Source organism: Stenotrophomonas sp. 22DLJC03 (assembly GCF_056861405.1).
Genome location: NZ_JBSPUG010000001.1, coordinates 1,108,152 through 1,132,599, shown reverse-complemented (window position 1 = coordinate 1,132,599; position 24,448 = coordinate 1,108,152). Strand labels below are relative to the sequence as shown.

Genomic DNA, 24,448 nt, shown 5'->3' with positions numbered 1-24,448 from the left:
GTCAGTCGGCCAGGCCGCGCAGCAGGTCGTTGACGCTGGTCTTGCTGCGGGTCTTGGCATCGACCTGCTTGACGATCACCGCGCAGTACAGCGAATGGGTACCGTCCTTGCTCGGCAGCGAGCCGGACACCACCACGCTGTACGGCGGGATGTAGCCATAGCTGATCTCGCCGGTGGCACGGTTGTAGATGCGGGTGCTCTGGCTGAGGAACACGCCCATGCCGATCACGCTGTGGTGGCCGACCACCACGCCTTCCACCACTTCCGAACGCGCACCGATGAAGCAGTGGTCCTCGATGATGGTCGGGCTGGCCTGCAGCGGCTCCAGCACACCGCCGATACCGGCGCCGCCGGACAGGTGGCAATGCTGGCCGATCTGCGCGCACGAACCGACGGTGGCCCAGGTGTCGACCATGGTGCCCTCGCCGACGTAAGCGCCGATGTTGGTGAAGCTCGGCATCAGCACCACATCCTTGCCGAAGTACGTGCCGCGACGGGCAATCGCGCCCGGCACCACGCGCACGCCGCCACGGCGGAATTTGGCTTCGTCGTAGCCGGCAAAGCGCGATTCGACCTTGTCCCAGAACGGCGCCGGACGCGCATCGACCACCGCCATGTCGTTGACTCGGAAGTACAGCAGCACGGCCTTCTTCAGCCACTCGTTGACCTTCCAGCCACCGTGGCCGTCCGGCTCGGCAACGCGGAATTCGCCGCTCTCCAGGCCATCGATCACGCGGTTGACCAGCGGCTTGGTCGAACCTTCCAGTTCGTGCAGGGTCAGCGTGGCGCGCCGCTCGAACGCGCTCTCGATGCCGAACTTCAGCTCTTCCACGCCCGGCGCGGCCGGCTTGCGCAACGACTTGCGGGCGATGGTCTCGGCGCGCGTGGTTTCAGCGCTCTTGGCCGGAGCCTTCTTCGCTGCTGCGGCCTTTTTCACCGGGGCCTTCACTGCAGCGGCCTTCTTCGGCGCAACGGCCTTCTTCGCGGCCGGCGTGGCGGCAGCAGTTTTCCGGGCCGCTGCGCTCTTGGTGGTCGCGGCGGTCTTCTTGGCGGGCTTGGTGGCCATCAGGCGGGGTCTCCGGCGTTTCGATCAGGGTCCAGGCAGGCCAGCATTGCGTCATGCAGCTGCTGCCGGGCGGGTTCAGTCAGGGGGAGGTCGTGTTCGTCACTGATCACGAAGGTATCTTCGGCGCGTTCGCCAAAGGTGGCAATGCGCGCGTCCTGCACGCGCAGGCCCTGGTTGCGCAGCACGAACGCCACATCGGCCAGCAGGCCGGGACGGTCGGGGGCGACCAGGGCAAAACGGGTCGCGCCGGGCTCATCGCGGAACTCGATGCGCGGCGCAAAACGGAAGTGGCGCAGCTGCCGTGGCACCACGCGGCGTGACGGCCGCAGGCGGGTCAGGTCGCCGCTGAGCGCTTCACGCAGGGCGGCCTCCAGGTTGGCGCTGCTGCCATCGGCAAAGGTATCGGCCGGGCTCACTTCAAACGTATCGAAAATGGTATCGGCCGGGCCATCCAGCACGCGTGCGCGATGGATGCCGTAGCCCTTGCGGTCCAGCGTCATGACGATCGCGGCGAACAGGCCGTCGCGGTCAGGCGAGTGCACGAACACTTCCAGTGCGGGATCGTCGACGCTGATCCGGCGCACCTTCACCAGCGCCTGCCCCTGCTTCACCGGCACCAGGGCAGCGGCCTGCCAGGCCAGCTGCTCCGGGCGCAGGCGGATGAAGCCTTCGTCGGGCATCACCGCGAACTGGCGATCGATGGTGGCGTCGTCGTAACCCTGCTCGCGCACCAGTGCACGCACGCTGTCACGTGCTTCGGCCACGCGCTCGGCGGCCGGTACCGGATGCTCCAGGCCCTCGCGCAGCGCACGCCGTGTGGCGAAGTAGAGGTCGGCCAGCAACCGGTCCTTCCATGCGTTCCACAGCTTCGGGCTGGTGCCGGCGATGTCGGCGCAGGTCAGCAGGTAGAGATAGTCCAGACGGTCGCGGCTGCCGACCAGGGTCGCAAAGCGATGGATCACCACCGGATCGGCGATGTCCTGCTTCTGTGCCGTCATCGACATGCGCAGGTGCTGTTCGACCAGCCACGCGACCAGCTCGGTATCGGAAGCACTCAGCCCGTGCGCCTGGCAGAACGCACGCGCGTCGACCGCCCCCAGTTCCGAGTGATCACCGCCACGGCCCTTGGCGATGTCATGGAACAGGCCGGCCAGCAACAGCAGCTCCGGCTTGCGCAGGCGCGGCCACACTTCATGCGCGATCGAGAAGCGCTCGTCGGCACGGCTGCTGGCGAACAGGCCGATGTTGCGCAGGACCATCAGCGTGTGCTGATCGACGGTATAGACATGGAACAGGTCGAACTGCATGCGCCCGCTGACCTGGGCGAAGGCGGGAATCCACTGCCCGAGCACGCCCAGCCGCGCCATGCGCGAGAGCGTATCGACCGGGCGCTGGCCGCGCAGCAGCGCCAGGAAATGTTCGCGTGCATCGGTATCGGCCTGGTCGTAGGCCGGCAGCTGCGGCAACGATTCGGCCAACGCGCGTGCGGTCAATGAATGCAGGCCCCGCACCTGCGGGTTGTTGGCCCAGCCGGCGAACAGCGCGAATACCTGGCCGATGTCGCCACGCGGCCATTCGGCCTCGTTGGCGGCCAGATAGCCACGACGCAGGGAAAAACCAACGGTCAGCGGTTCCGGCTGTGCCTCGCCATCGAACTGCTCCTCGAAGCGCTGCAGCAGGCGGTCGCTGATCCGGCGCACCACCAGTGCGGCGCGGTAGAAGCCCTGCATCATCTTCTCGACACCGAGGTTCTCGGCGTCGTCTTCGAAGCCCAGGCGCGCGGCCAGGGTCTTCTGGTAATCGAAGCGCAGGCGCTCTTCCGGGCGACGTGCCACCAGGTGCAGGCCAAAGCGCAAGCGTGCCAGCACCGCGCGCTCGCGCTTCAGTGCTGCCGCTTCGTCGGCGCCCAGATGGCCGAGCCCGACCAGCGCCTCCAGGTCACGCACGCCGAACGCACGCAGCGCCATCCATCCCAGCGTGTTGAGGTCGCGCAGTCCGCCGGGACCATCTTTCAGGTCGGGTTCCAAATTATCGGCGGTGTCGCCAAAACGCTGGTGGCGGTTGCGCAGTTCTTCCAGCTTGGCCAGGAAGAACGCACGCGCCGGCCAAAGCTCACGGTCGTCGATGGCCTCGCGCAACGCGCGACGGGTCGCATCCTCGGCGAGGATCGGCCGCGCCTCGATCAGTGCGGTCATCACCGTCTGGTCGGCAGCGGCCTCACGGCACTGCGCGGCCGAGCGCACGGCGTGGCTGACCGCCAGCCCGCAATCCCACAACAGCGCGAACAGGCGCGCCAGCGCGGCCTCCTGGGCCAACTGCGCCGCCGGCTCTCCGAACACCAGCAGGTCGATGTCCGAACACGGGAACAGTTCCCCACGCCCATAGCCGCCCACCGCGAACAGCGACAGGCCGCTGTCGGTGGGCAGGCATCGCTGCCAGGCAAGGCGGATCAGGTGGTCGGCAGCGCGCGCGCGCAGCGCCAGCAGTCGCTCGATGTTGTCGCCCTGGTCGAATCGGCGGTACAGGCGCGCGTCGGCCTGCTGCAGCGCCTGGCGCGCGGCAGCAGCCCAGTCCGTGTCATTGAGCGACGCGGCCGGCGTGTCCAGCAGCGAACTCGCCGGCAACATGCTCAGGAGACCTGCGACTCGCCCGGCGACAGGGTCAGCACGTCGACGCCGGTTTCGGTGACCGCGATCATGTGCTCCCACTGCGCCGACAGCTTGCGGTCCTTGGTCACCACGGTCCAGCCATCCGGCAGCACCTTGTTGTAGCGGGTGCCCTCATTGATCATCGGCTCGATGGTGAAGGTCATGCCCGGCTGCAGCACCAGGCCTTGGCCGGGACGGCCGTAGTGCACCACCTGCGGTTCGTCGTGGTAGACCTTGCCGATGCCGTGGCCGCAGTACTCGCGCACCACGCTGAAACGCTCGCCTTCGGCGTAGCTCTGGATGGCATGGCCGATGTCGCCCAGCGTAGCGCCCGGACGCACCGCGCGGATGCCGCGCCACATGGCTTCGTAGGTGGCTTCCACCAAGCGCCGCGCCATCACCGAGGGGGTGCCGACGAAGAACATGCGGCTGGTGTCGCCGTGCCAGCCATCCTTGATGACGGTGACGTCGATATTGATGATGTCGCCATCCTTCAGGACCTTCCCTTCACTGGGAATGCCGTGGCAGATGACGTTGTTGACCGAGGTGCACACGGTCTTCGGGAAGCCGCGGTAGCCGACGTTGGCCGGAATGGTGCCCTGCACGTTCACGATGTGGTCGTGGCAGATGCGGTCCAGTTCCTCGGTGGTGACACCGGGCTTGACGTGGGGGGTGACGATGTCGAGCACTTCGCTGGCCAGGCGGCCGGCGACACGCATCATCTCGATTTCCTGCGGGGTTTTCAGATTCACGCTCATGGCGCCCATTATCGCCGATCCGGCCGCAATCTGAACGAACGCCACCCAACTGGCGATCCGGGCCATGCACGGTTCCGGCAAGGAAAGTGAAAGCGTGATGGAGTCCGCCCTTTCGCCTGCCTATTTATCACGGATTACAGACACTTACGGCACCTAAGCTGGGGCCACTGTCGTCAAAGCGGCGCCGAACATGCCGCCTTCGCCTTGTTCAACGGACCTTCGGGTCAGGGAGGTTGTCCATGCGATTCCCGCTTCGTTCGCCGCTTGCCTGGGCCTTGGCCGGGGTCCTGCTGTCCAGCCCGGCCCTGGCCGCCGACACCACCACTTTCAACGTCACCCTGGTGGTTACCAAGGCCTGCACCATCACGGCGGCGGCCGCCACCAACGTCGACTTCGGCACCGCCGCCTCGACCACCGCTACTCCCACCCTGGGCCAGGGTACGGTGACCGCACAGTGCTCGGCCCTGACCCCGTACACGATTTCACTGAATGCGGGTGCCAACGCCAGCACCGCCAATGACGTCACCACCCGCCGGATGAAGAACACCAACGCCGCGGTGACCGCCAACAACTTCGTGGGCTACCAGCTGTACCAGGATGCCGCGCACACCCTGGTCTGGGGTTCCACCTCCGGCACCAACACGCAGGCCGGCATCGGCACTGGCCTGGCCGTGCCTTACATCGTCTACGGCCAGATCCTCAACCTGAGCACCAACAACCCGGCCACCGGTAACTACCTGGATACGGTCACCGCCACGATCACCTATTGATGGAGCACGCCCGCATGGCCGGACCCCGCCCGTGGCGCGCCACCGGCGTGGCGTTGCTCGCCCTGTGCCTGCTGGCGACCTCCATGGCAGGTGCCACCAGCCTGCAGGTCGCCCCCACCAGCCTGCAGCTGGAAGCCCGCCAGCGTGCCGGCGAGCTGTGGCTGACCAACAGTGGTACCTCGCCGGTGAAGCTGCAGGTACGCGTCTTCCGCTGGGTGCAGCAGGGCGGCCAGGAGCAACTGCTGCCCACCGATGAACTGATGGCCTCCCCGCCGATGCAGGAGCTGGCCGCCGGCCAGCAGCAGCTGGTGCGGGTGATGCGCCCGACCCGGGAGCCCCCCTCGGTGCAACAGTATTTCCGCCTGATCGTGGACGAGGTGCCGGACCTGGCCACCCGTGCCGAGGGCATGCAGTTCGTCCTGCGCTACTCGATCCCGGTGTTCGTACAACCCGCGTCCGGCAAACTCGCCCCCCAACTGCAGGCGCGCCTGGTGACGCTGGACGATGGCCGCAACGGCGTCGAGGTAACCAATTCGGGCAACAGCTACGCACAGATTGCCGATCTCGCACTCGGCAGCCTCAAGCGCCCGCGCATCGTGCACCCTGGCCTGCTGGGCTATGTACTCCCCGGCCAGGTGATGCGCTGGCCGATCGAGCGCGTGGCGATCGACCGCGACAACGACCAGATCACGGCCAAGCTCAATGGCGAGTCGGAACAGACGCCGCTGTCGCCCCCATCGGCTCGCTGAGGCGTTGATGGGCGCGCTGCTTGCTGCCCTGGCTCCTGCGGCGACCGAAGCCGCCGATGTGTCCGGCGTAACGGCCACCGGGGCCGCCGACGTATCAGGCATCTCCGCCGATGCGATCCTGCCGCCCCCCACCCCGCTGACCGCCAGCCAGACGCTGTACCTGGACGTGTCGCTCAACAGCACGCCGCGCGGGCTGCTTCCCTTCATCGAGAACCGCGGCCGCCTGCAGGCCAGCCCCGAGGTTCTGCGCCAGCTCGGCTTCAATGCCAGTGGCGATGCACCGGTGTACCTGGACCAGATCAGCGGCGCGGTGGTGCGCTATGACGCCCACCTGCAGACCCTGGCGCTGGACGTGCCGCTGGACCAGCTGACCCTGCCGACCACCGTGCTCAGCCGCCCGCAGACGCGTGCGCCCGCCGGCAGCGCCTCGCCCGGCGTGCTGCTCAACTACGACATCTACGGCAGCCGGGTGGACACGCTCGGCAACCTCAGCCTGAGCTCGGAGCTGCGCCTGTTCGGCGTCGGCGACGGCACCTTCGAGAACACCGCGATCAGCCGTCGCTACCAGCAGCCCGGCGACCGTCGCTGGCGCGGCGAAAGCGTGCGCCTGGACACACGCTGGCGCCTGGATTTCCCCGACAAGGCGATGACACTGGAGGTCGGCGATTTCTACAGCGGCTTCGTCGATTGGACCCGACCGGTGCGCCTGGGCGGCCTGCAGATCGGCCGCAACTACGGGCTGCAGCCCTATCGCGTCCTGACCCCCACGCCCAGCTTCCTCGGCCAGGCGGTGGTGCCGTCCACGGTCGAGCTGTACGTCGATGGCCTGCGTCAGTACAGCGGCCAGGTGCCGGTTGGCCCGTTCCAGCTGGCCGCGCAGCCGGGCATCAGTGGCACCGGCAGCGCGCAGGTGGTGGTCACCGATGCGTTCGGCCGCATGCAGACGCTGGACTTCAGTTTCTACGGTACCCAGCAACTGCTGGCCAAGGGCCTGTCGGACTGGTCGGTCGGCGTCGGCCGCCTGCGCGAGGACTTCGGCCAGCGCTCCTTCGCCTACGATGATCGCACTGTGGCCAACGCCAGCTGGCGCGGCGGCATCAGCGACTCGTTCACCGGCGAGGCCCATGCCGAAGGCGGCGGCGGCCTGACCCAGGCCGGCGTCGGCGGCTGGTGGCTGCTCGGCGGTGCCGGCGTGTTCAACGCGGCCTACGCGCACAGCGATTACCACGGCCTGCAGGGCGGGCAGTGGGCGCTGGGTTACAGCTGGAACAACCGGCGCGTCAACTTCAACCTGCGCAGCGTGCGCAGCCACGGCGACTACCGCGACCTGGGCGCATTACAGGGCAACCTGCCGCCCAGCATCAGCGAGCAGGCCACGGTCGGCATGGATCTGCTGCGGCTGGGTACGCTCAGCGCCAGCTACCTGCGCCTGCGCTACCCGGATGGCGAGGACAACCGCTACGCCAGCCTGTTCTGGTCGCGCACCTGGAGCCAGCGCTGGTCAGCCTACCTGTCGGTGAACCAGAACCTGGACCAGAGCGACGACCGCAGCATCTATCTGTCGGTGACCGCCAGCCTGGGCAACAACCGCCAGGCCAGCCTGTCCAGCCAGCGCAACGGCGACAGCCAGAGCTGGGTGGCCGACGTGAACCAGCCGGTGCCCGGCGACGGCAGCGCTGGCGGTGTCGGCTGGCGTGCACAGGTACGCCATGGCGAAGACGGCAATGGTGGCCTGGCCGAGGTCGGCATTCTCAATGACATCGGCCGCTATTCGTTCGGTGCCTCGCGCCAGGGCGGGCTCAACTATGCCTACGGCAGCGCCAGTGGCAGCCTGGTCTGGATGGGCGGGCACGCGTTCGCCACCCGCGAGGTCTCGGACGCGTTCGCGGTGATCAGCACCAACGGCGTCGGGGGCGTGCCGGTGCGGCTGGAGAACCGCCTGATCGGCGTCACCGATGATCGTGGCCTGCTGCTGGTCAGCCCGCTGCTGTCCTGGCAGCGCAACCGGGTCTCGATCGACACTCTGGACCTGCCCGAAGACATGCGTGCCGACCGCATCGAGGACTGGGTGACGCCGCGCCAGCGCGCAGGTGCGCGCGTGACCTTCCAGCTGCGCTCGCGGCCCTCTCTGAGCCTGACCCTGCTGGCGATGGACGGACAGCCACTGGAAGTGGGCAGCGAAGTACAACTGCCCGACGGCCGCCAGACGACGGTGGGCTATGACGGCCTGCTGTATCTGGAAGACGTCGCCGCCGGCAGCGTGCTGTACATCACCACCAGCCGCGGACAGTGCCGCGTGAAGGTGCCAGATCTGCCCAAGGTGGTGGCAGCCGGCGCGCGGCCGAAGCCGGCACCGCTGCAGTGCATCCCGGAGGTGGCGCCGTGAGGGTGCTGCTGCTCGGCCTGTTGCTGTTGGCTGGCCTGCTGGCGAGCGCACCGGCGGGCGCCACCGCGGCCTGTACGGCCGTCGCCAACCCCACCCTGCCGTTCGGCAACATCAACAGCAATGCCCCCGGCCCCACTACAGCCACGTTGAACATCACGGTCACCTGCACCACCGCCGCCCTCAGCCTGCTGGCCACTACCGGTGTGCGCGTCTGCGTGGGCATCGGTGCCGGCAGTGGCGGCGGTAGTGCCACTACATCACGGACGATGGCCACCGGCAGTGGCGACACCATGAATTTCCAGTTGTACAACAACGCCAGCTTCGGCCAGGTCACCGGCCTGCTCCCACACGGCACGCCACCGGCACAGGAACTGGCCATGTCCTACAACGTACCGCTGCTGACAGGCGGCAGCGGCGCGCAGACCACGCAATTGTTCGCGCAGATCCCCGCCAACCAGGTTCTGGCTTCCGGCGCGTACAGCAGCTCGTTCAATGGTGCCAACGTGGTATTGACCTGGGCCTGGAATGAAGTGCTGCTCGGCACCGCCACCGTGCCCGCCACCTGCAACGGCGGCGCCACCGGTACCAACAGCGCCAGCGCCGCCTTCAGCTTCACCGCCACCGCCAACGTGCTGCCGCAATGCGGCAGCTACGTCACCACCAACATGAACTTCGGCAATGTCACCGGCGGCATTCCGGCCAACATCGACCAGACTGCCACACTGACGCTGACCTGCCTGAAGAACACCGCCTTCCAGGTCGGCCTCAACAACGGCCAGAACAACCCCGCTGCCACTACCACCCGGCGCATGGCCACCACCATCGGCACCGGTACCCACTTCCTCAATTACGAGTTGTACCGGGACTCGGCACGGACCCAGCGCTGGGGCAATACGCTGACCGTTGATACCGCCAGCGGAACCGGCACCGGAAGTGCGCAGCAGCTGACCATCTACGGCCGGGTACCACCGGTGACCGGCCAGCCCCCTGCCGGTACCTACAATGACCTGGTGCAGGTGACGATCACTTACTGACCTGTGTGCCGACCAACGGTCGGCACACACCGGGGCAGGTTTCGGTAGATCCACGCCATGCGTGGATGCGCGCATCACCCTTGCCCCGGGAGCAGTCGACTGCCTGAGTGATCTGTAGCAACTGTCTTGTCAGGCGGAGGCCATCTGGGCCTCCGCCTGACAAGACAGTTGCTACAGTTCCAGCGCATCCGGCCGATACCGCGCAGCGAGTCCTAAAGCACGGTGGATGGCAGGTGGTTCGCGCACTTCTGATCGGGGCGATGCTGGTCGCCAGTACGCCCGCGTGGGCCCATCCCAGCAACACGTTGCAGATCCGCCTTACCGTGGTCGAAGCCTGCAGCGCTGACACAGGCAATGCCGGCTGCCCGGTACCCCACCAGCGCAGCGACGCAGCACAGCTGCCGCCACAGATCCGCGAGCTCGTGCCGCCTGCAACCGATGACGACGAAACACCCACCGTGACCGTCATCTACTGATGCGCCTGTTGCTGCCCCTGCTTGGGTTGCTGCTGGCACTGCCTGCCGCAGCGCTGGAGCTAATGCCGACCACGTTGCAGCTGCCGGCCGAAGGTGGTCATGCCGAATTGTGGCTGCACAACCCGGGCCCAAGCCGCTGGCAGGGCCAGGTGCACATACTGGCGTGGGAACAGCACCCCGATGCCGAAGTGTTGCGGCCCAGCGACCAGATCCTGGCCAGCCCCACGCAGCTGGACCTCGCCCCCGGGGCACGCCAACGCATCTGGCTGCTGCCACGTCAGCCCGCGCCAAGTGTTGGCGAGCAGGCCTACCGGATCGTGCTGGCTCCAGGTGTACCTGACCTGCCTCGTTACTCGCTGCCGCTTTTCCGTGGCCAGGCCGCACCCGTGGCGCAGCCGCGACTGCATGCCCGCGTCGAACCGGGCATGTCGCAACCCGTGCTGCGACTGAACAACACGGGCGCCTTGCACGCCCGCCTCCACGATCTCTCGTTCATCACCGATGGCGGTCGCCGCAACCTCCTGCTGCCGGGGCTGGCCGGCTACATCCTGCCCGGCCAAGTCCGCCGCTGGGCCCTGCCCCAGCGCGCCCAGGGCTACACTGGTGGCCGGTTCCTGGCCCGGCTGCAGGACGGGCGCGAGGTCGAGTTGGCCGTGCCAGACCCTGCGATTGCAGCCAGCGCATCGAGCGGGCTATAATCGTCCGGATTCCTGCCGCATGCGTGCGCGGGAACCCGTCCACACCGGACGTCACCGGTGAATCCACACCTGCTGCCCCCATCCGTGCCGGGGTGCTCCGCAAGGAGTTCGGCCACGGAGGCAACAGGGAAGCCCAACCCCGGAACCATCCGCGCTTCCACGCGTCCCGCATACCTATCCCGCGGGCGGAATCGCCGGTTCCATATCAGGAGTATTGCAATGCCCCAGGTCACCATGCGTCAGATGCTGGAAGCCGGCGTCCACTTCGGCCACCAGACCCGCTACTGGAACCCGAAGATGGCTCCGTACATCTTCGGCGCCCGCGGCAAGATCCACATCATCAACCTGGAAAAGACCGTCCCGCTGTTCAACGATGCGATGAACTTCATCTCGTCGGTTGCCCAGAAGCGCGGCACCGTCCTGTTCCTGGGCACCAAGCGCAGCGCCCGCGAAACCATCAAGGAAGAAGCCGAGCGTTGCGGCATGCCGTTCATGAACCAGCGTTGGCTGGGCGGCACCCTGACCAACTTCCGTACCGTCAAGCAGTCGGTTGCCCGCCTGAAGGAACTGGAAGCCGGTGAAACCGACGGCACCTTCGAGAAGCTGGTCAAGCACGAAGTGCTGGGCCTGCGTCGCGAGCGCGACAAGCTGGAAGCCTCGCTGGGCGGCATCAAGGACATGAACCGCCTGCCGGACGCCATCTTCGTGATCGATATCGGCCACGAAGACATCGCGATCAAGGAAGCCAAGAAGCTGGGTATCCCGGTCATCGCCGTGGTTGATACCAACTACAACCCGGAACTGGTGGATTACGCGATCCCGGGCAACGACGACGCCATCCGTGCCGTGCAGCTGTACTCGCGCGCCGCTGCCGACGCCGTGCTGGAAGGCAAGGCTGCTGCTCCGCACGCCGCCACCGTCCGTGAAGAAGAGTTCGCCGACGCTCCGGCCGAAGACGCCAAGCCGGCCCGCCGCGCTCCGGCCAAGAAGGCTGCTGCCGACAAGGGCGAAGCCCAGGCCTGATCCAGGCCCCGGTGGGCGCCACGCGCCCACCTGTCCTGTCCGCTGCCGATGGCGCGACGACAGGACACTGTCACACGGGCCGGCCACCATGCCGGCCCAACCCCTTTCTTTCGTGAGGTAATCCCGTGGAAATCACTGCTTCCCTGGTCAAGGAACTGCGCGAGCGCACCGGCGCCGGCATGATGGAATGCAAGAAGGCTCTCACCGAAGCCAACGGCGACATCGACGCTGCTGCTGAAGCCATGCGCAAGTCCGGCGCTGCCAAGGCCGACAAGAAGGCTGACCGCGTGGCCGCCGAAGGCCGTCTGGGCCTGGCCCAGGATGGCGGCAAGGCCGTGCTGGTCGAAGTCAACTCGGAAACCGACTTCGTCGCCAACGACGTCAACTTCAAGAACTTCGTCGATTCCGTCGCCGCTGCCGCCCTGGCATCGGGCGCCAACGACGTCGAAGCCGTGAAGGCTGCCAAGCTGGCCGATGGCCGCACCGTTGAAGAAGCCCGCGCCACCGCCGTGCAGACCCTGGGTGAGAACATCCAGATCCGTCGCATGGTGAAGGTTGATGGCAACAACACCATCGGCGCCTACGTCCACACCAACGGCAAGGTTGGCGTGCTGGTCGACCTGGTCGGCGGCGACGTCGAGCTGGCCCGTGGCCTGGCCATGCACGTGGCTGCCCTGAAGCCGCCGCACAACAAGGCTGCGGACGTCCCGGCCGAGTTCGTCGAGAAGGAAAAGGAAATCGAGCTGGCCAAGATGTCCGAAAAGGACAAGGCCAAGCCGGCCGAGATCCTGGAAAAGATCATCAGCGGCAAGATCAACAAGATCGTCAGCGACGTGACCCTGTACGGCCAGACCTACGTGCTGGGCGACACCACCGTCGAGCAGGTGGTCAAGGCCGCTGGCGCCGACGTGGCAGGCTTCAAGCTGCTGGTCGTCGGCGAAGGCATCGAGAAGGTGGTGGAAGACTACGCCGCCGAAGTTGCCAAGGCGATGCAGGTCTGATTCCAGCCTCCCGGCTGTGATGCGACCAGAAGGAGCCGCGGGGAACCGCGGCTCTTTTTTTATGCCCGCCCCGGTGACAGGTGCGCACCGCTGGTGCCATCTCTGCCATATCTGTGGGTGCGCACCGTTGGTGCGCATACCGGCACCCAGGGTCTTTGCGTTGCGCGCGAATCAGGCCGATACTCGGCGCAGGGAATCCACAGTCACATAGCAGGAACGAAAGTCGCGGACTGTGATGTATTCCTAGGTATTCTTGTCCTAATGGAATTGAACGATCCGACATGCCTCCCGAGCTGACAGCTGCCCTGGCGCTCTGCCGCAACCTGCCTTCGCCGCCCGGTATTGCCCTGCGCATCATCGAACTGGCCCAGGACCCGGAAGCGGACATCGCCACCGCCGCCGACATCATCGCCATCGACATGGCGCTGAGCGCTCGCATGCTGCGCATCGCCAATTCGCCGCTGTATGCCAGCCGCCGCCGGATCGAGAACCTCGGCCAGGCACTGACCATGCTCGGTCTGAACGCCACGATCAGCCTCGCGCTCGGCTTCACCGTCACACAGGGCCTGACCGGTGGCGCTGGGGCCGATCATGACCTGCGCCAGCGGGCGTGGAAGCGCAGCATCCTCAGCGCACTGGCCGCCAGCCAGCTGGGCCAGGCCCGCGGCCTGCGCCGGCTGGAGGAGCTCATGCTGGCCGGCCTGCTGCAGGACCTCGGCGTACTGTGCCTGGCCCAGGCCGAATCGGAACGCTACCTGCCGCTGCTGCGCGAGGCCGGCGACAACACCGACCTGGTGGCGCGCGAGCGCAGCGAACTGGGTTGCAGCCACGCCGATGTCGGCGCCTGGGTGGCCGAACAATGGGGCCTGCCGCGCTACCTGGTGGAAAGCATCAGCCACAGCGAGGATGAAGGCGCTGCCGAATCGCCGTTCCAGGCGTGCGTGCAGCTGTCCGGCGCGGTGGCCGACATCTGGCTGGATACCGATGCCGACGCCGCCCGCGAACGCGCCCTGCAGCAGGTACACGACCGCCTGGAGCTGGACAGCGCCCGCTTCGACCAGGTGCTGGCCCGCATCAGTGCCGCCCTGCCGGACATCGCCAGCCTGTTCGAGGCCGGACTGAACTCGCCGTCACGGGTGCGCGAACTGATCGACCACGCCCAGGAACTGGCGACCCTGCGCAACCTGCGCGAACTGCAGGATGCCGACCAGGCACGCCGTCGCGCCGACGAATTCGAGGCCCGGGCCAAGCGCCTGGCCGACCAGGCGCACCGCGACGCACTGACCGGCGTGCTCAACCGCCGCCAGCTGGAGGCGGTGCTGGAACAGGAATTCCTGCGCGCCGGCCGCCAGGGCTGGCCACTGTCGGTGGCCTTCATCGACCTCGACGACTTCAAGAAGATCAACGACGCCCACGGCCACCTGACCGGCGACGAAGTGCTGCGGGCCTTCGCCGGCAAGCTGCAGGGCCAGCTGCGCAACAGCGACACCGTGGCCCGCTTTGGCGGTGAGGAGTTCGTCGCACTGCTGCCCAATACCAGCGAGTCGGTGGCACTGGACGTAATCCGCCGGGTATTGGCCAACATCGTTGCCACGCCGATGGCCGAGATCGAGGGTGGCCCGCTGTTCGTCACCTTCTCCGCCGGCGTGGCCACCCAGGGCGGCTACGAGCGCTTCGCTGACGTGCAGGACCTGCTGCGCGCCGCCGACGACGTGCTGTACCGCTCGAAGAACCTGGGCCGCAACCGGGTGATCGCCCGCTCACCCGGCGCCCTCGGCCACGACGAGCTGTCAGCCACCGCCGGCGCCGAACTGGGCTGAACGAACGCCCCGGATGACCGGGGTGAACGCCGGTATTTTGCGCCGCAGTGCACAAAACACTTTGGCGCAACGCTGCATGCGCGTAGAATCGCCCGCGATTTCCACGCACCCGAGGTCCCTATGTCCAAGCTCGCCTATCGCCGCATCCTTCTGAAACTGTCCGGGGAGGCGCTGATGGGAGATGAGGACTACGGCATCGACCCGAAGATCATCAACCGCCTGGCCCGCGAGGTCATCGAAGCCCAGCAGGCCGGTGCCGAAGTGGCACTGGTGATCGGCGGCGGCAATATCTTCCGCGGTGCCGGCCTGGCCGCTGGCGGCATGGACCGGGTCACCGGCGACCAGATGGGCATGCTGGCCACGGTCATCAATGCGCTGGCCATGCAGGATGCCCTTGAAAAGCTGGGCGCCAAGGCCCGCGTGATGAGCGCGATCAAGATCAACGACGTGTGCGAGGACTACATCCGCCGCCGCGCCATCCGCCACCTGGAAAAGGGCCGCCTGGTGATCTTCGCCGCCGGCGTTGGCAGCCCGTTCTTCACCACCGATTCGGGCGCCGCCCTGCGCGCCATCGAAATCGGCGCCGACCTGCTGCTGAAGGCGACCAAGGTCGATGGCGTCTACGACAAGGACCCGAACAAGCACAGTGACGCGGTCCGCTTCGACAGCCTGAGCTACGACGAAGTGATCCGCCGCGGCCTGGAAGTGATGGATACCGCCGCCTTCGCGCTGGCCCGCGACAGCGACCTGCCGATGCGCGTGTTCGACATGGGCCAGCCGGGCGAGCTGCTGAAGATCCTCAACGGCGAGAACATCGGCACCCTGGTCCAGGGCCGCGATCCGGCCTGAGCCTGAGCGCCAGGCGAGCTGCGGGTCGATTCAGGCCCGGCAGCGTCCCGTATTCGCCTATAATCGCCCGATTCCAGTTACACCCAGGACCGGGCGATGCTCAACGACATCAAGAACAACGCGCAGACGCGCATGGCCAAGAGCATCGACGCTCTGAAGCACACCCTCACCTCGATCCGCACTGGCCGCGCCACGCCGGCCCTGCTGGACCGCGTTACGGTCAATGCCTACGGCAATGCCAGCACCCCGCTGAACCAAGTTGCGTCGATCTCCAACGCCGACGCCCACTCGCTGCTGGTCACGCCGTTCGACAAGAGCATGATCAAGGAGATCGAGAAGGGTCTCTACAACGCCGAGTTCACCCCGAACACCCTGGGCACCGCGATCCGCATCAACATGCCGCCGCCGACCGAAGAGCGCCGCAAGGAGCTGGCCAAGCAGGTGCAGAAGGAAGGTGAAGGCGCCAAGATCGCGATCCGCAACATCCGCCAGGACGCGAACAAGGAAATCGCCAAGCTGGACAAGGACAAGGCGATCAGCGAAGACGAGAAGAAGCGCGGCGAAGACGACATCCAGAAGTTGACCGACGCCAATATCAAGGACGTCGACAAGGTCGTCGCCGACAAGGAAAAAGAACTGCTGTCGGTCTGAAGTCGATGCCTTCAGTCCCGCCTCCGTTGCCGGCTGCCCTGCCTCGCCACATTGCCATCATCATGGATGGCAATGGACGCTGGGCACAGCAGCGCCGTCGCCCGCGCGTGATCGGCCACCGTGCCGGCGCGCGCGCGGTCAACCGCACCATCGAGCGCTGCCTTGAACTGGGCATCTCGGCGCTGACCCTGTTCGCGTTTTCCAGCGAGAACTGGGGCCGGCCGCAGGAAGAAGTCGATGCGTTGATGAAGCTGTTCCTCGGCGCGCTCGACCGCGAAGTGGACGAGCTGCATCGGCGTGGCGTGCGCGTACGCTTCATCGGCGAGCGCGAACGCTTCGGCGCCGGGCTGGTCAGCCGCATGCAGCTGGCCGAGCAGCGCACCGCCGACAACACCGCACTGACCCTGTCGATCGCCGCCAGTTACGGTGGCCGCCAGGACATCGCGCGTGCCGCGCGCGAACTGGCCGCCGAAGTCGCGGCAGGCCGCCTGCTGCCGGAGCAGATCGACGAATCGCTGCTGGGCCGTCAGGTCGCGCTGGCCGATCTGCCGCCGCCGGACCTGTTCATCCGCACCGGTGGCGACACCCGCATCAGCAACTTCCTGCTGTGGCAGCTGGCCTACACCGAGCTGTGGTTCACCGAGGCGCTGTGGCCGGACTTCGATGCGGTCCTGCTGCAACAGGCGCTGGACGCCTATGGCAGCCGCGAGCGGCGCTTCGGCCTGACCAGCGCCCAGATCGCCGCACTGGCCACCGAGACCACCAGCCCATGACCAAGACCCGAGTCCTCGCCGCGCTGATCATGGCGCCGGTCGCCATTGCCGCGATCCTGCTGCTGCCGACCCAATGGCTGGCCGCCGCCGCAGCTGCCGTGCTGCTGATCGGCCTGTGGGAGTGGCTGAAGCTGGCCGGGATCGAAGACACCCTGGCCCGTACCGTGCTGCTGGTGCTGAACCTGCTGCTGATGGTGCTGCTGGTCTGGGCCGATGGCAGCACGCTGGTGCTGTTCCAGATCACCACCCTGGCCGGCGTCGCCTGGTGGCTGGCGGCGCTGGTCTGGCTGCGCTTCTTCAATTTCGGTGCCCAACCTTCGGCACCCTCGCGGATCGTGAAGATGCTGGCCGGCACCCTGGCCATCGTCCCGGCCTGGGCCGCGCTGGTACTGATCCACGCCGGCGGCGATCCGCCCGGCAAGCAGGGCCACCTGTGGCTGCTGGCCGCACTGGCGCTGGTCTGGGCCGCCGATTCAGGCGCCTATTTCGCTGGTCGTCACTTCGGCAAGCACAAGCTGGCCCCGCGCATCAGCCCGAACAAGACCTGGGAAGGCCTGTTCGGTGGCCTGCTGGCCGGTGTCGCCGTGGCCGTCGGCCTGGGCTGGCTGGCCGGCATCGACATCGCACACCTGCCGGGCCTGCTGATCACTTCGGTGGTGGCGGTGTTCGCCTCGGTGCTGGGCGATCTGTTCGAGAGTCTGATCAAGCGCCATGCCGGTGCCAAGGACTCGGGACACCTGATCCCGGGCCATGGTGGCGTGCTCGACCGTGTCGACGGTGTTCTTGCCGCCGTGCCGGTGTTCGCGCTGGGCAAGGAAATCTTCGGGTTCTGACCATGAATGCTGTCGCAGACCTGCGCCGGGTCGCCGTGTTCGGCGCCACCGGCTCGATCGGTGCCTCCACGCTCGACGTGATCGCCCGCCACCCGCAGCGCTATCAGGCCACCGTGCTCGCCGCCGGCCGCCAGGTGCAGGCGCTGCTGGCATTGTGCCGGCAGCACCGTCCGGCGCATGCGGTGATCGCCGACGAATCGCTGTTCGCCGAGCTGCGCGACGGCCTGCGCGAGGCAGGCCTGTCCACCGAGGCCCACGCCGGCCATGCCGCGCTGGACCAGTTGGCCGCCAGCGACGCCTGCGACACCGTGGTCGCGGCGATTGTCGGCGCTGCCGGCCTGTCCTCGACCCTGGCCGCGGCCGCCGCCGGCAAGCGCATCCTGCTGGCCAACAAGGAATCACTGGTACTGGCCGGCGAACTGCTGACCCGTACCGCCCAGCAGGCAGGCGCCGAGATCATTCCGATCGACAGCGAGCACAGCGCGATCTTCCAGTGCCTGCGCTCGCGCGACGCCAGTGTCGATGGCGCCGGCGTACGCCGCATCCTGCTCACTGCGTCTGGCGGCCCGTTCCGCGGCCGCAGCCGCGCCGAGCTTGCCGCGGTCACCCCGGCGCAGGCCGTGGCCCACCCGAAGTGGTCGATGGGCCCGAAGATCTCGGTCGATTCGGCGACGTTGATGAACAAGGGCCTGGAAGTGATCGAGGCCCACCACCTGTTCGGCATCCCTGGCGAGCGCATCGAAGTGCTGGTGCACCCGCAGAGTCTGGTCCATTCGCTGGTCGAGTTCGTTGACGGCTCGACCCTGGCCCAGATGGGCCTGCCGGACATGCGCACCACCCTGGCCGTTGGCCTCGGCTGGCCGCAGCGCATCGAATCGGGCGTGGCCGGGCTGGACCTGCTGGCGCAGGGCCGCCTCGATTTCGAGGCCCCGGATACCAAAGCCTTCCCGTGCCTGGCGCTGGCCTGGCAGGCCATGCAGGCCGGCGGCACTGCCCCGGCCGTGCTGAACGCCGCCAATGAAGAGGCGGTTTCAGCGTTTCTTCAGGGCCGGATCGGTTTCCTGACCATTCCGGAACTGGTTGCTAACGCTCTTTCAACACTGCCGACCCAAGCAGCCGATACACTTGAGGTTCTGTTGTCCGCCGACCAGCGGGCACGCCAGCTCACCCTGAACACCATCGCCGCCGCCTGAACGAACGCCTCGCCCAGCATGACGACGCCGCCCCTGCCCGCCAATGTGAGCCTGCATGACTGATTTCATCGGATCGGTCTGGTGGATGATTGTCAGCCTCGGGCTGCTGGTCACCTTCCACGAATTCGGGCACTACTGGATCGGCCGCCTGTGCGGGGTCAAGGTGCTGCGCTTCTCGGTCGGCTTCGGGCGCCCGCTGTGGTCGCGCCGCGACAAGCACGGCACCGAGTTCGCCATTGCTGCCATCCCTCTGGGTGGCTACGTGAAGTTCCTCGACGAACGCGAGGTGGAGGTCCATCCGCACGAACGCGGCCAGGCTTTCAACCACAAGACGGTCTGGCAGCGCATCGCCATTGTCGCCGCCGGACCGATCGCCAACCTGCTGCTGTGCATCCTGCTGCTGTGGGCGATGTTCGTGATCGGCAAGCAGGACTATTCGCCGACCATAGGCCGCGTCAGCGGCATCGCCGCCACAGCCGGCCTCGGCAGCGGTGACCGCGTGCTGCGCGTGGACGAGCGCCAGGTGGTGACCCTGGGCGAGGCCAGCATGGCGCTGACCGCCGCGGCAATGGACCGCCGTGACGTGAAGCTGGAAGTGCTGGACCCGGCCGAACAGGTGCGCGTGCGTACCCTCCCCCTGTCGCAGCTGCCAGCCGGTTTCGATGAACGACGGGTGCCGATCCTGGCGGGCCTGTACTGGCAGTCGTGGCTGCAGCCGGCGCTGGTGGAATCGCTGACCCCGGATTCGGTCGTCAGCGGGCAACTGCAGCCGGGCGACCTGATCGTGGCCGTCGACGGCCAGCGCATCGACGGCGCCGACCAGGTGATCGGTGAGATCCAGGCGCTGGGGCGTGCCGGCGGCCCGGGCATGATCGAGGTCCTCCGTGGCGGCGAGCGCCTGGCGCTGGAAGTCACGCCACGCAAGGGCCAGGACGCCAAGGGCGACCCCACCTGGCAGATCGGCGTTCAGTTCCCGACCAAATTCAGCCCACCCTACGACACCCTGCTGCGCTACGGCCCATTGGACTCGGTCACCGTCGCGGTACGTGAAACCGGCCGCCTGGCGGCCGATTCGCTCGGCATGATGGGCCGCATCGTCACCGGCAAAGCCTCGCTGCAGAACGTTTCCGGGCCGGTCACCATCGCCCGCGTGGCCAATGTCTCGGCCAAGCGCGGCCTCGACTGGTTCCTGCAGTTCCTTGCCCTGTTGTCGCTCAGCCTGTGCATCATCAACCTGCTGCCGATCCCGATCTTGGACGGCGGCCACTTGCTGTATTACCTTATCGAGTTGGTCAAGGGCAGCCCGCTGAGCGAGCGTGCCATCGCCGCCGGCCAATACATCGGCCTGGCGTTGCTGGCCGGGCTGATGGGGTTGGCGTTCTACAACGACATCCTCGGCCTGGTCCCGCGATGAACTTTTCCACGTTGTTGCCGTCTACAGCGTCGGCATCCCGCACCAATGAAATCGACCTTCCTACCGGACGTGACATGACGCGACTCCCCAATCGCCGCCTGCTGGCCCTCGCCCTCGCCGCCGTCACCGGCGCCCCCGGCCTTGCCCAGGCAGCCGAGCCCTTCACTGTCAGCGACATCCGCGTCGATGGCCTGCAGCGCATCAGCTCGGGCACGGTGTTCACCTACCTGCCGGTGGAACGTGGCGAGACGGTCACTGACAGCAAGGTCGGCGAGACCATCCGCGCCCTGTACAAGACCGGCTTCTTCGAAGACGTGCAGCTGGACCGCCAGGGCAGCATCCTGGTGGTGACCGTCAAGGAACGCCCGGCGATCAACAAGCTGACCGTGACCGGCAACAAGGACATCAAGTCCGAGCAGCTGCTCAAGGGCCTGTCCGACATCGGCCTGACCGAGGGTGGCACTTTCGACCGCCTGAGCCTGGACCGCGTGACCCAGGAACTGCGCCGCCAGTACAACGACCGTGGCAAGTACACCGTCGAGATCACCCCGACGGTGAGCCCGCTGGACCGCAACCGCGTGGACATCGCGATCGCCATCAAGGAAGGCAAGGCGGCCAAGATCCGCCACGTCAACCTGGTCGGCACCGAGAAGTTCGAGAGCAAGGACATCCTGGAAACCTGGGAGTCCAAGGAGCACAACTGGGCGTCGTGGTACCGCCGTGACGACCAGTACTCCAAGGAAAAGCTGTCCGGCGACCTGGAAAAGCTCAACTCCTGGTACCTGGACCGCGGCTACGTCGACTTCAGCATCGACTCCACCCAGGTGTCGATCAGCCCCGACAAGCGCGACATGTTCCTCACCGCCGGCGTGACCGAAGGTGCGCAGTACAAGATCTCCGAGATCAAGGTCAGCGGCGACACCATCCTCCCGCAGGAGGACGTCGAGCGCATGGTGATCCAGAAATCCGGCGACACGTTCTCGCGTGCGCTGCTGGAATTCAGCTCGGATACCATCACCAATTCGCTGTCCAACATCGGCTACGCCTTCGCCAAGGTGAACCCGATTCCGACCACCAACCGCCCCGAGCAGACCGTTGCCATCAACATGCAGGTCGTTCCCGGCCCGCGCGTGTCGGTGCGCCGCATCCTGTTCCGCGGCAATACCCGTACCTCCGACGAAGTGATGCGTCGCGAAATGCGCCAGTTCGAGAACAGCTGGTACTCGCAGGCCGCGATCGACCGCTCCAAGATCCGCCTGCAGCGCCTGGGCTACTTCGAGTCGGTGGAAGTGGAAACCCCGGCCGTCAGCGGCAGCAACGACCAGGTCGACGTCGTCTACAACGTCAAGGAAACCACCTCGGGCAGCTTCGTGTTCGGCCTGGGCTATTCGCAGTCCTACGGCATGACCACCTCGGTGCAGCTGTCGCAGAACAACTTCCTCGGCGGCGGCAACCGCGTGTCGGTCGAAGCCTCGCGCAGCAGCTACCTGCAGCGTTACGGCTTCAGCTACACCAACCCGTACTTCACCGATGACGGCGTGTCGCTGGGCTACAACCTGTCCTGGCGCGAGCTGGACTACTCCGACTTCAACACCGCGCAGTACAACAGCACCAATGGTTCGGCGCAGGTGGTGTTCGGCGTGCCGATCACCGAGACCGATACCGTCTCGCTGATGTTCGGCATCGACAGCAACCAGATCACCACCTACCAGGGCTCGACGCCGCAGTCGATCATCGACTACATCAACGTACTGGGCAGCAAGACCTTCCATGCCTGGCGCACGGAGCTGGGCTGGGCACGCGACTCGCGCAACGACTACTTCATGCCGACCCGCGGTACCTACCAGCGCGTTGGCCTGGAAACGACGCTGCCGGGCTCGACCATCGAGTACTACAAGCTGAACTACCAGATCAGCAAGTACTGGCCGATCATGCCGTCGCTGGTCATCAACACCCGCGCCGAAGTTGGTTACGGTGACAGCTATGGCAGCGACAAGACCGCAATGGTGCCGGACAAGGATGGCAACCTGCGTTCGGTCACCGCATCGGGCCTGCCGTTCTACGAGAACTTCTACGCCGGTGGTACCAACTCGGTGCGCGGTTTCGAGGACAACACCCTCGGCCCGCGTGAAGCCACCGCCGGTTATCCGGAAGGCCAGCCGCTGGGTGGTTCGCTGAAGACCGTCGGTTCGGTCGAAGCCTATTTCCCGCGCCTGTTCGACAGCCCGTCGGCGCGCGTGTCGGCCTTCGTCGACTTCGGCAACGTCTACACCGGCGTGGACAACTTCAAGGCCAACGAACTGCGCGTGTCCACCGGTGTGGCCCTGCTGTGGCGCGCCCCGGTCGGCCCGATCTCGATCAGCTACGCCTTCCCGCTGAAGAAGGAAGACGGCGACAAGGTCGAGCGGCTGCAATTCACGTTCGGTGGCCAGTTCTGAGGAACGTCGTTCCTCAGAACTGATCCACCTCCGGTGAATTGCCCCCGCATTTCACCTATCCCCCGCGCCGCTGGCGCGCCCCCCTTAACAAAGGGGGGCTCTCCACCAGACGGGGTGCGAAGCGCCGGGCATTGCCCGGCGTTTTCGTTTTACTTGCTCGCGGCCGCCGTTACTTCCCGCGCTCGCGTGAAATCATCTGGTGATGGCGCAGGGGGCTGACCAGGACCGTTGGCGCCATGGATGGCGCCATCGAGCCCCCAGGAATGGGTTTACGGCGTGTCCTGGGCAGCCCCCTGCGCCATCACCCCGGGACATCAGGCAGGCGCCGCTTTTGACCCTGCATGACCGAAATGGCGTCACACGTTAAACTCCCGCCGTGAATACTCCCACCTACACCGCCCAGCAACTCGCCGAGCAGTTCGGCCTGCAGGTCCATGGCGACCCCGCCACCGCCATCCATGGCGTGGCCACCCTCGCCCATGCCGGCCCAGGCCAGCTGACCTTCCTCGCCAACCCGCGCTACCGTGCGCAGCTGGCCGACAGCCACGCCTCGCTGGTGGTGCTGCGTGCCGAAGACGCCGAGGCCGCCCCCGGCGCCGCGCTCGTGGCCAAGGACCCGTACACCACCTTCGCCAAGATCGCTGCACTGTTCGACATCGCGCCGACGCGCCCGCCGGGCATCCATCCCAGCGCCGTCATCGATCCCAGCGCCCAGGTCGCGGCCAGCGCGCATATCGGTCCGTTCGTCTCCATCGGCGCACGCAGCGTGGTCGGTGAGAACTGCATCATCGGCACCGGCAGCGTGATCGGCGAAGACTGCAGCCTGGACTCCGGCTGTGAACTGATTGCCCGGGTTACCCTGGTGACCCGGGTCAAGCTCGGCAAGCGCGTCCGCGTGCACCCCGGTGCCGTGCTCGGCGCCGATGGCTTCGGCCTGGCGATGGACGCCGGCAAGTGGATCAAGGTGCCGCAGCTCGGCGGTGTCCGCATCGGCGACGACTGCGAGATCGGAGCCAATACCTGCGTCGACCGCGGAGCGCTGGAAGACACGGTGCTGGATGAGGACGTTCGTCTGGACAACCTGGTGCAGATCGCGCACAACGTGCAGATCGGCGCGCACTCGGCCATCGCCGGCTGCACCGGCATCGCCGGCAGCGCCAAGATCGGCCGCTACTGCCTGCTCGGCGGCCACGTCGGCGTAGTCGGCCACCTCGAGATCTGCGACAAGGTCGTGATCACCGGCAAGTCCGTGGTCCGCAACTCCATCCATGAGCCGGGCGAATACTCGTCCGGTACCCCGTTGACCGATAACCGCACGTGGCGCAAGAACGCCGCGCGCTTCAAGCAGCTGGACGTATTGGCTCGCCGCGTCCTGGCTGCTGGCAAGGAGAAAGAATGAACGACACGCTGCAGCTTCCGATCGACGTCTGCCAGATCCAGGAACTGCTCCCGCACCGTTACCCGTTCCTGCTGGTCGACCGGGTGCTTGAGCTCGACATCGAGGCCAAGCGCATCCTGGCGCAGAAGAACGTGAGCATCAACGAGCCCTTCTTCCAGGGTCATTTCCCGGGCCGCCCGATCATGCCCGGCGTGCTGATCATCGAAGCGCTGGCCCAGGCCGGTGGCGTGATGACCCAGCTCACGCTCGGCCGCGACTCGCAGTCCAAGCTGTTCTACATGGTCAAGGTGGAAAACGCCCGCTTCAACAAGCAGGTCGTCCCCGGCGACGTACTGCTGCTGGATGTGCAGATGAAGCGCTTGATCCGCAACATGGGCTGGTACTACGGCGAAGCCAAGGTCAACGGTGAAGTCGTTGCCTCGGCCGAAGTCATGTGCGCCGGCGCCAAGGGCTGATCCACTGGAGGCAG

The 24,448-nt window shown here is 66.7% G+C and carries 21 protein-coding genes; 18 read left to right on the top strand and 3 right to left on the bottom strand.

The window, feature by feature from the left end; all coding sequences use genetic code 11:
- Position 1 precedes the first annotated feature (1 nt).
- Genes dapD through map form a run of 3 tightly spaced genes read right to left on the bottom strand, consistent with a single transcriptional unit; the run spans position 2 to position 4,481 of the window.
- The gene (gene dapD / locus AC13GA_RS05210; protein WP_253077639.1) at positions 2–1,066 is read right to left on the bottom strand and encodes a 2,3,4,5-tetrahydropyridine-2,6-dicarboxylate N-succinyltransferase; all 1,065 of its coding nucleotides are present in this window, start codon (positions 1,064–1,066) and stop codon (positions 2–4) included.
- Positions 1,066–3,675: a [protein-PII] uridylyltransferase gene (locus tag AC13GA_RS05205; protein WP_482997701.1), complete on the bottom strand. Its 2,610-nt coding sequence runs from the start codon at positions 3,673–3,675 to the stop codon at positions 1,066–1,068. Before AC13GA_RS05205 ends, dapD begins: the two co-directional genes overlap by 1 nt.
- Positions 3,676–3,695: 20 nt before the next feature.
- Positions 3,696–4,481, bottom strand: coding sequence for a type I methionyl aminopeptidase (gene map, locus AC13GA_RS05200; protein WP_032969368.1), 786 nt, complete (start codon positions 4,479–4,481; stop codon positions 3,696–3,698).
- 230 nt (positions 4,482–4,711) lie between these two features.
- Between map and AC13GA_RS05195 the strand changes: the two genes are divergently transcribed.
- The 18 genes from AC13GA_RS05195 (at position 4,712) to fabZ (ending at position 24,434) form a co-directional block, all read left to right on the top strand.
- Complete coding sequence (locus AC13GA_RS05195) at positions 4,712–5,242, top strand: Csu type fimbrial protein (protein WP_046983131.1); 531 nt, start codon at positions 4,712–4,714, stop codon at positions 5,240–5,242.
- Positions 5,242–5,991: a fimbrial biogenesis chaperone gene (locus AC13GA_RS05190; RefSeq protein WP_136638656.1), complete on the top strand. Its 750-nt coding sequence runs from the start codon at positions 5,242–5,244 to the stop codon at positions 5,989–5,991. The genes AC13GA_RS05195 and AC13GA_RS05190 overlap by 1 nt, the downstream gene beginning before the upstream one ends.
- A gap of 7 nt (positions 5,992–5,998) precedes the next feature.
- The gene (locus AC13GA_RS05185) at positions 5,999–8,377 is read left to right on the top strand and encodes a fimbria/pilus outer membrane usher protein (RefSeq protein ID WP_482997652.1); all 2,379 of its coding nucleotides are present in this window, start codon (positions 5,999–6,001) and stop codon (positions 8,375–8,377) included.
- A complete protein-coding gene (locus tag AC13GA_RS05180; protein ID WP_426353929.1) occupies positions 8,374–9,411 on the top strand; it encodes a Csu type fimbrial protein in 1,038 nt (345 codons plus the stop codon). Before AC13GA_RS05185 ends, AC13GA_RS05180 begins: the two co-directional genes overlap by 4 nt.
- A gap of 260 nt (positions 9,412–9,671) precedes the next feature.
- Positions 9,672–9,887 (top strand): hypothetical protein, encoded by a 216-nt coding sequence (locus AC13GA_RS05175; protein ID WP_482997700.1) that lies wholly within the window; start codon positions 9,672–9,674, stop codon positions 9,885–9,887.
- A complete protein-coding gene (locus AC13GA_RS05170) occupies positions 9,887–10,585 on the top strand; it encodes a fimbrial biogenesis chaperone (RefSeq protein ID WP_046983135.1) in 699 nt (232 codons plus the stop codon). Before AC13GA_RS05175 ends, AC13GA_RS05170 begins: the two co-directional genes overlap by 1 nt.
- A gap of 219 nt (positions 10,586–10,804) precedes the next feature.
- Positions 10,805–11,608 carry a 30S ribosomal protein S2 gene (rpsB, locus tag AC13GA_RS05165; protein ID WP_012510514.1) on the top strand — a complete coding sequence of 268 codons (804 nt, stop codon included), beginning with the start codon at positions 10,805–10,807 and terminating at the stop codon, positions 11,606–11,608.
- A 125-nt stretch (positions 11,609–11,733) separates the two neighbouring features.
- On the top strand, positions 11,734–12,609 hold the full coding sequence (gene tsf, locus AC13GA_RS05160) for a translation elongation factor Ts (RefSeq protein WP_046983136.1): 876 nt from the start codon (positions 11,734–11,736) through the stop codon (positions 12,607–12,609).
- Positions 12,610–12,890: 281 nt separating this feature from the next.
- Positions 12,891–14,429, top strand: a complete 1,539-nt coding sequence (locus AC13GA_RS05155; protein ID WP_046983137.1) for a GGDEF domain-containing protein — start codon at positions 12,891–12,893, stop codon at positions 14,427–14,429.
- Between the two features lie 120 nt (positions 14,430–14,549).
- Positions 14,550–15,278, top strand: coding sequence for a UMP kinase (gene pyrH, locus AC13GA_RS05150; RefSeq protein WP_005408745.1), 729 nt, complete (start codon positions 14,550–14,552; stop codon positions 15,276–15,278).
- Between the two features lie 96 nt (positions 15,279–15,374).
- On the top strand, positions 15,375–15,929 hold the full coding sequence (frr, locus tag AC13GA_RS05145) for a ribosome recycling factor (protein WP_004151064.1): 555 nt from the start codon (positions 15,375–15,377) through the stop codon (positions 15,927–15,929).
- 5 nt (positions 15,930–15,934) lie between these two features.
- Positions 15,935–16,702 carry a polyprenyl diphosphate synthase gene (gene uppS / locus AC13GA_RS05140; RefSeq protein ID WP_482997651.1) on the top strand — a complete coding sequence of 256 codons (768 nt, stop codon included), beginning with the start codon at positions 15,935–15,937 and terminating at the stop codon, positions 16,700–16,702.
- A complete protein-coding gene (locus AC13GA_RS05135; protein WP_012510511.1) occupies positions 16,699–17,535 on the top strand; it encodes a phosphatidate cytidylyltransferase in 837 nt (278 codons plus the stop codon). The genes uppS and AC13GA_RS05135 overlap by 4 nt, the downstream gene beginning before the upstream one ends.
- Before the next feature lie 2 nt (positions 17,536–17,537).
- The gene (locus tag AC13GA_RS05130; RefSeq protein ID WP_046983140.1) at positions 17,538–18,728 is read left to right on the top strand and encodes a 1-deoxy-D-xylulose-5-phosphate reductoisomerase; all 1,191 of its coding nucleotides are present in this window, start codon (positions 17,538–17,540) and stop codon (positions 18,726–18,728) included.
- Between the two features lie 55 nt (positions 18,729–18,783).
- A complete protein-coding gene (gene rseP, locus AC13GA_RS05125; RefSeq protein WP_482997650.1) occupies positions 18,784–20,142 on the top strand; it encodes an RIP metalloprotease RseP in 1,359 nt (452 codons plus the stop codon).
- A 74-nt stretch (positions 20,143–20,216) separates the two neighbouring features.
- Positions 20,217–22,580 carry an outer membrane protein assembly factor BamA gene (gene bamA, locus AC13GA_RS05120; protein WP_046983142.1) on the top strand — a complete coding sequence of 788 codons (2,364 nt, stop codon included), beginning with the start codon at positions 20,217–20,219 and terminating at the stop codon, positions 22,578–22,580.
- A 376-nt stretch (positions 22,581–22,956) separates the two neighbouring features.
- Complete coding sequence (gene lpxD / locus AC13GA_RS05115; RefSeq protein WP_046983143.1) at positions 22,957–23,979, top strand: UDP-3-O-(3-hydroxymyristoyl)glucosamine N-acyltransferase; 1,023 nt, start codon at positions 22,957–22,959, stop codon at positions 23,977–23,979.
- Entirely contained in the window at positions 23,976–24,434 is a 459-nt protein-coding gene (gene fabZ, locus AC13GA_RS05110) for a 3-hydroxyacyl-ACP dehydratase FabZ (protein ID WP_004150978.1), read from the top strand. The genes lpxD and fabZ overlap by 4 nt, the downstream gene beginning before the upstream one ends.
- The last annotated feature ends 14 nt before the right edge of the window (positions 24,435–24,448 follow it).

What these genes read in the sequence shown, in the direction of transcription:
- AC13GA_RS05175 (WP_482997700.1), top strand. Translation starts at nt 9,672, where the DNA reads ATGCTGGTCGCCAGTACGCCCGCGTGGGCCCATCCCAGCAACACGTTG.
- AC13GA_RS05135 (WP_012510511.1), top strand. Translation starts at nt 16,699, where the DNA reads ATGACCAAGACCCGAGTCCTCGCCGCGCTGATCATGGCGCCGGTCGCC.
- uppS (WP_482997651.1), top strand. Translation starts at nt 15,935, where the DNA reads ATGCCTTCAGTCCCGCCTCCGTTGCCGGCTGCCCTGCCTCGCCACATT.
- fabZ (WP_004150978.1), top strand. Translation starts at nt 23,976, where the DNA reads ATGAACGACACGCTGCAGCTTCCGATCGACGTCTGCCAGATCCAGGAA.
- rpsB (WP_012510514.1), top strand. Translation starts at nt 10,805, where the DNA reads ATGCCCCAGGTCACCATGCGTCAGATGCTGGAAGCCGGCGTCCACTTC.
- AC13GA_RS05190 (WP_136638656.1), top strand. Translation starts at nt 5,242, where the DNA reads ATGGAGCACGCCCGCATGGCCGGACCCCGCCCGTGGCGCGCCACCGGC.
- bamA (WP_046983142.1), top strand. Translation starts at nt 20,217, where the DNA reads ATGACGCGACTCCCCAATCGCCGCCTGCTGGCCCTCGCCCTCGCCGCC.
- AC13GA_RS05185 (WP_482997652.1), top strand. Translation starts at nt 5,999, where the DNA reads ATGGGCGCGCTGCTTGCTGCCCTGGCTCCTGCGGCGACCGAAGCCGCC.
- map (WP_032969368.1), bottom strand. Translation starts at nt 4,481, where the DNA reads ATGGGCGCCATGAGCGTGAATCTGAAAACCCCGCAGGAAATCGAGATG.
- dapD (WP_253077639.1), bottom strand. Translation starts at nt 1,066, where the DNA reads ATGGCCACCAAGCCCGCCAAGAAGACCGCCGCGACCACCAAGAGCGCA.
- AC13GA_RS05195 (WP_046983131.1), top strand. Translation starts at nt 4,712, where the DNA reads ATGCGATTCCCGCTTCGTTCGCCGCTTGCCTGGGCCTTGGCCGGGGTC.
- rseP (WP_482997650.1), top strand. Translation starts at nt 18,784, where the DNA reads ATGACTGATTTCATCGGATCGGTCTGGTGGATGATTGTCAGCCTCGGG.
- AC13GA_RS05170 (WP_046983135.1), top strand. Translation starts at nt 9,887, where the DNA reads ATGCGCCTGTTGCTGCCCCTGCTTGGGTTGCTGCTGGCACTGCCTGCC.
- AC13GA_RS05130 (WP_046983140.1), top strand. Translation starts at nt 17,538, where the DNA reads ATGAATGCTGTCGCAGACCTGCGCCGGGTCGCCGTGTTCGGCGCCACC.
- AC13GA_RS05155 (WP_046983137.1), top strand. Translation starts at nt 12,891, where the DNA reads ATGCCTCCCGAGCTGACAGCTGCCCTGGCGCTCTGCCGCAACCTGCCT.
- frr (WP_004151064.1), top strand. Translation starts at nt 15,375, where the DNA reads ATGCTCAACGACATCAAGAACAACGCGCAGACGCGCATGGCCAAGAGC.
- pyrH (WP_005408745.1), top strand. Translation starts at nt 14,550, where the DNA reads ATGTCCAAGCTCGCCTATCGCCGCATCCTTCTGAAACTGTCCGGGGAG.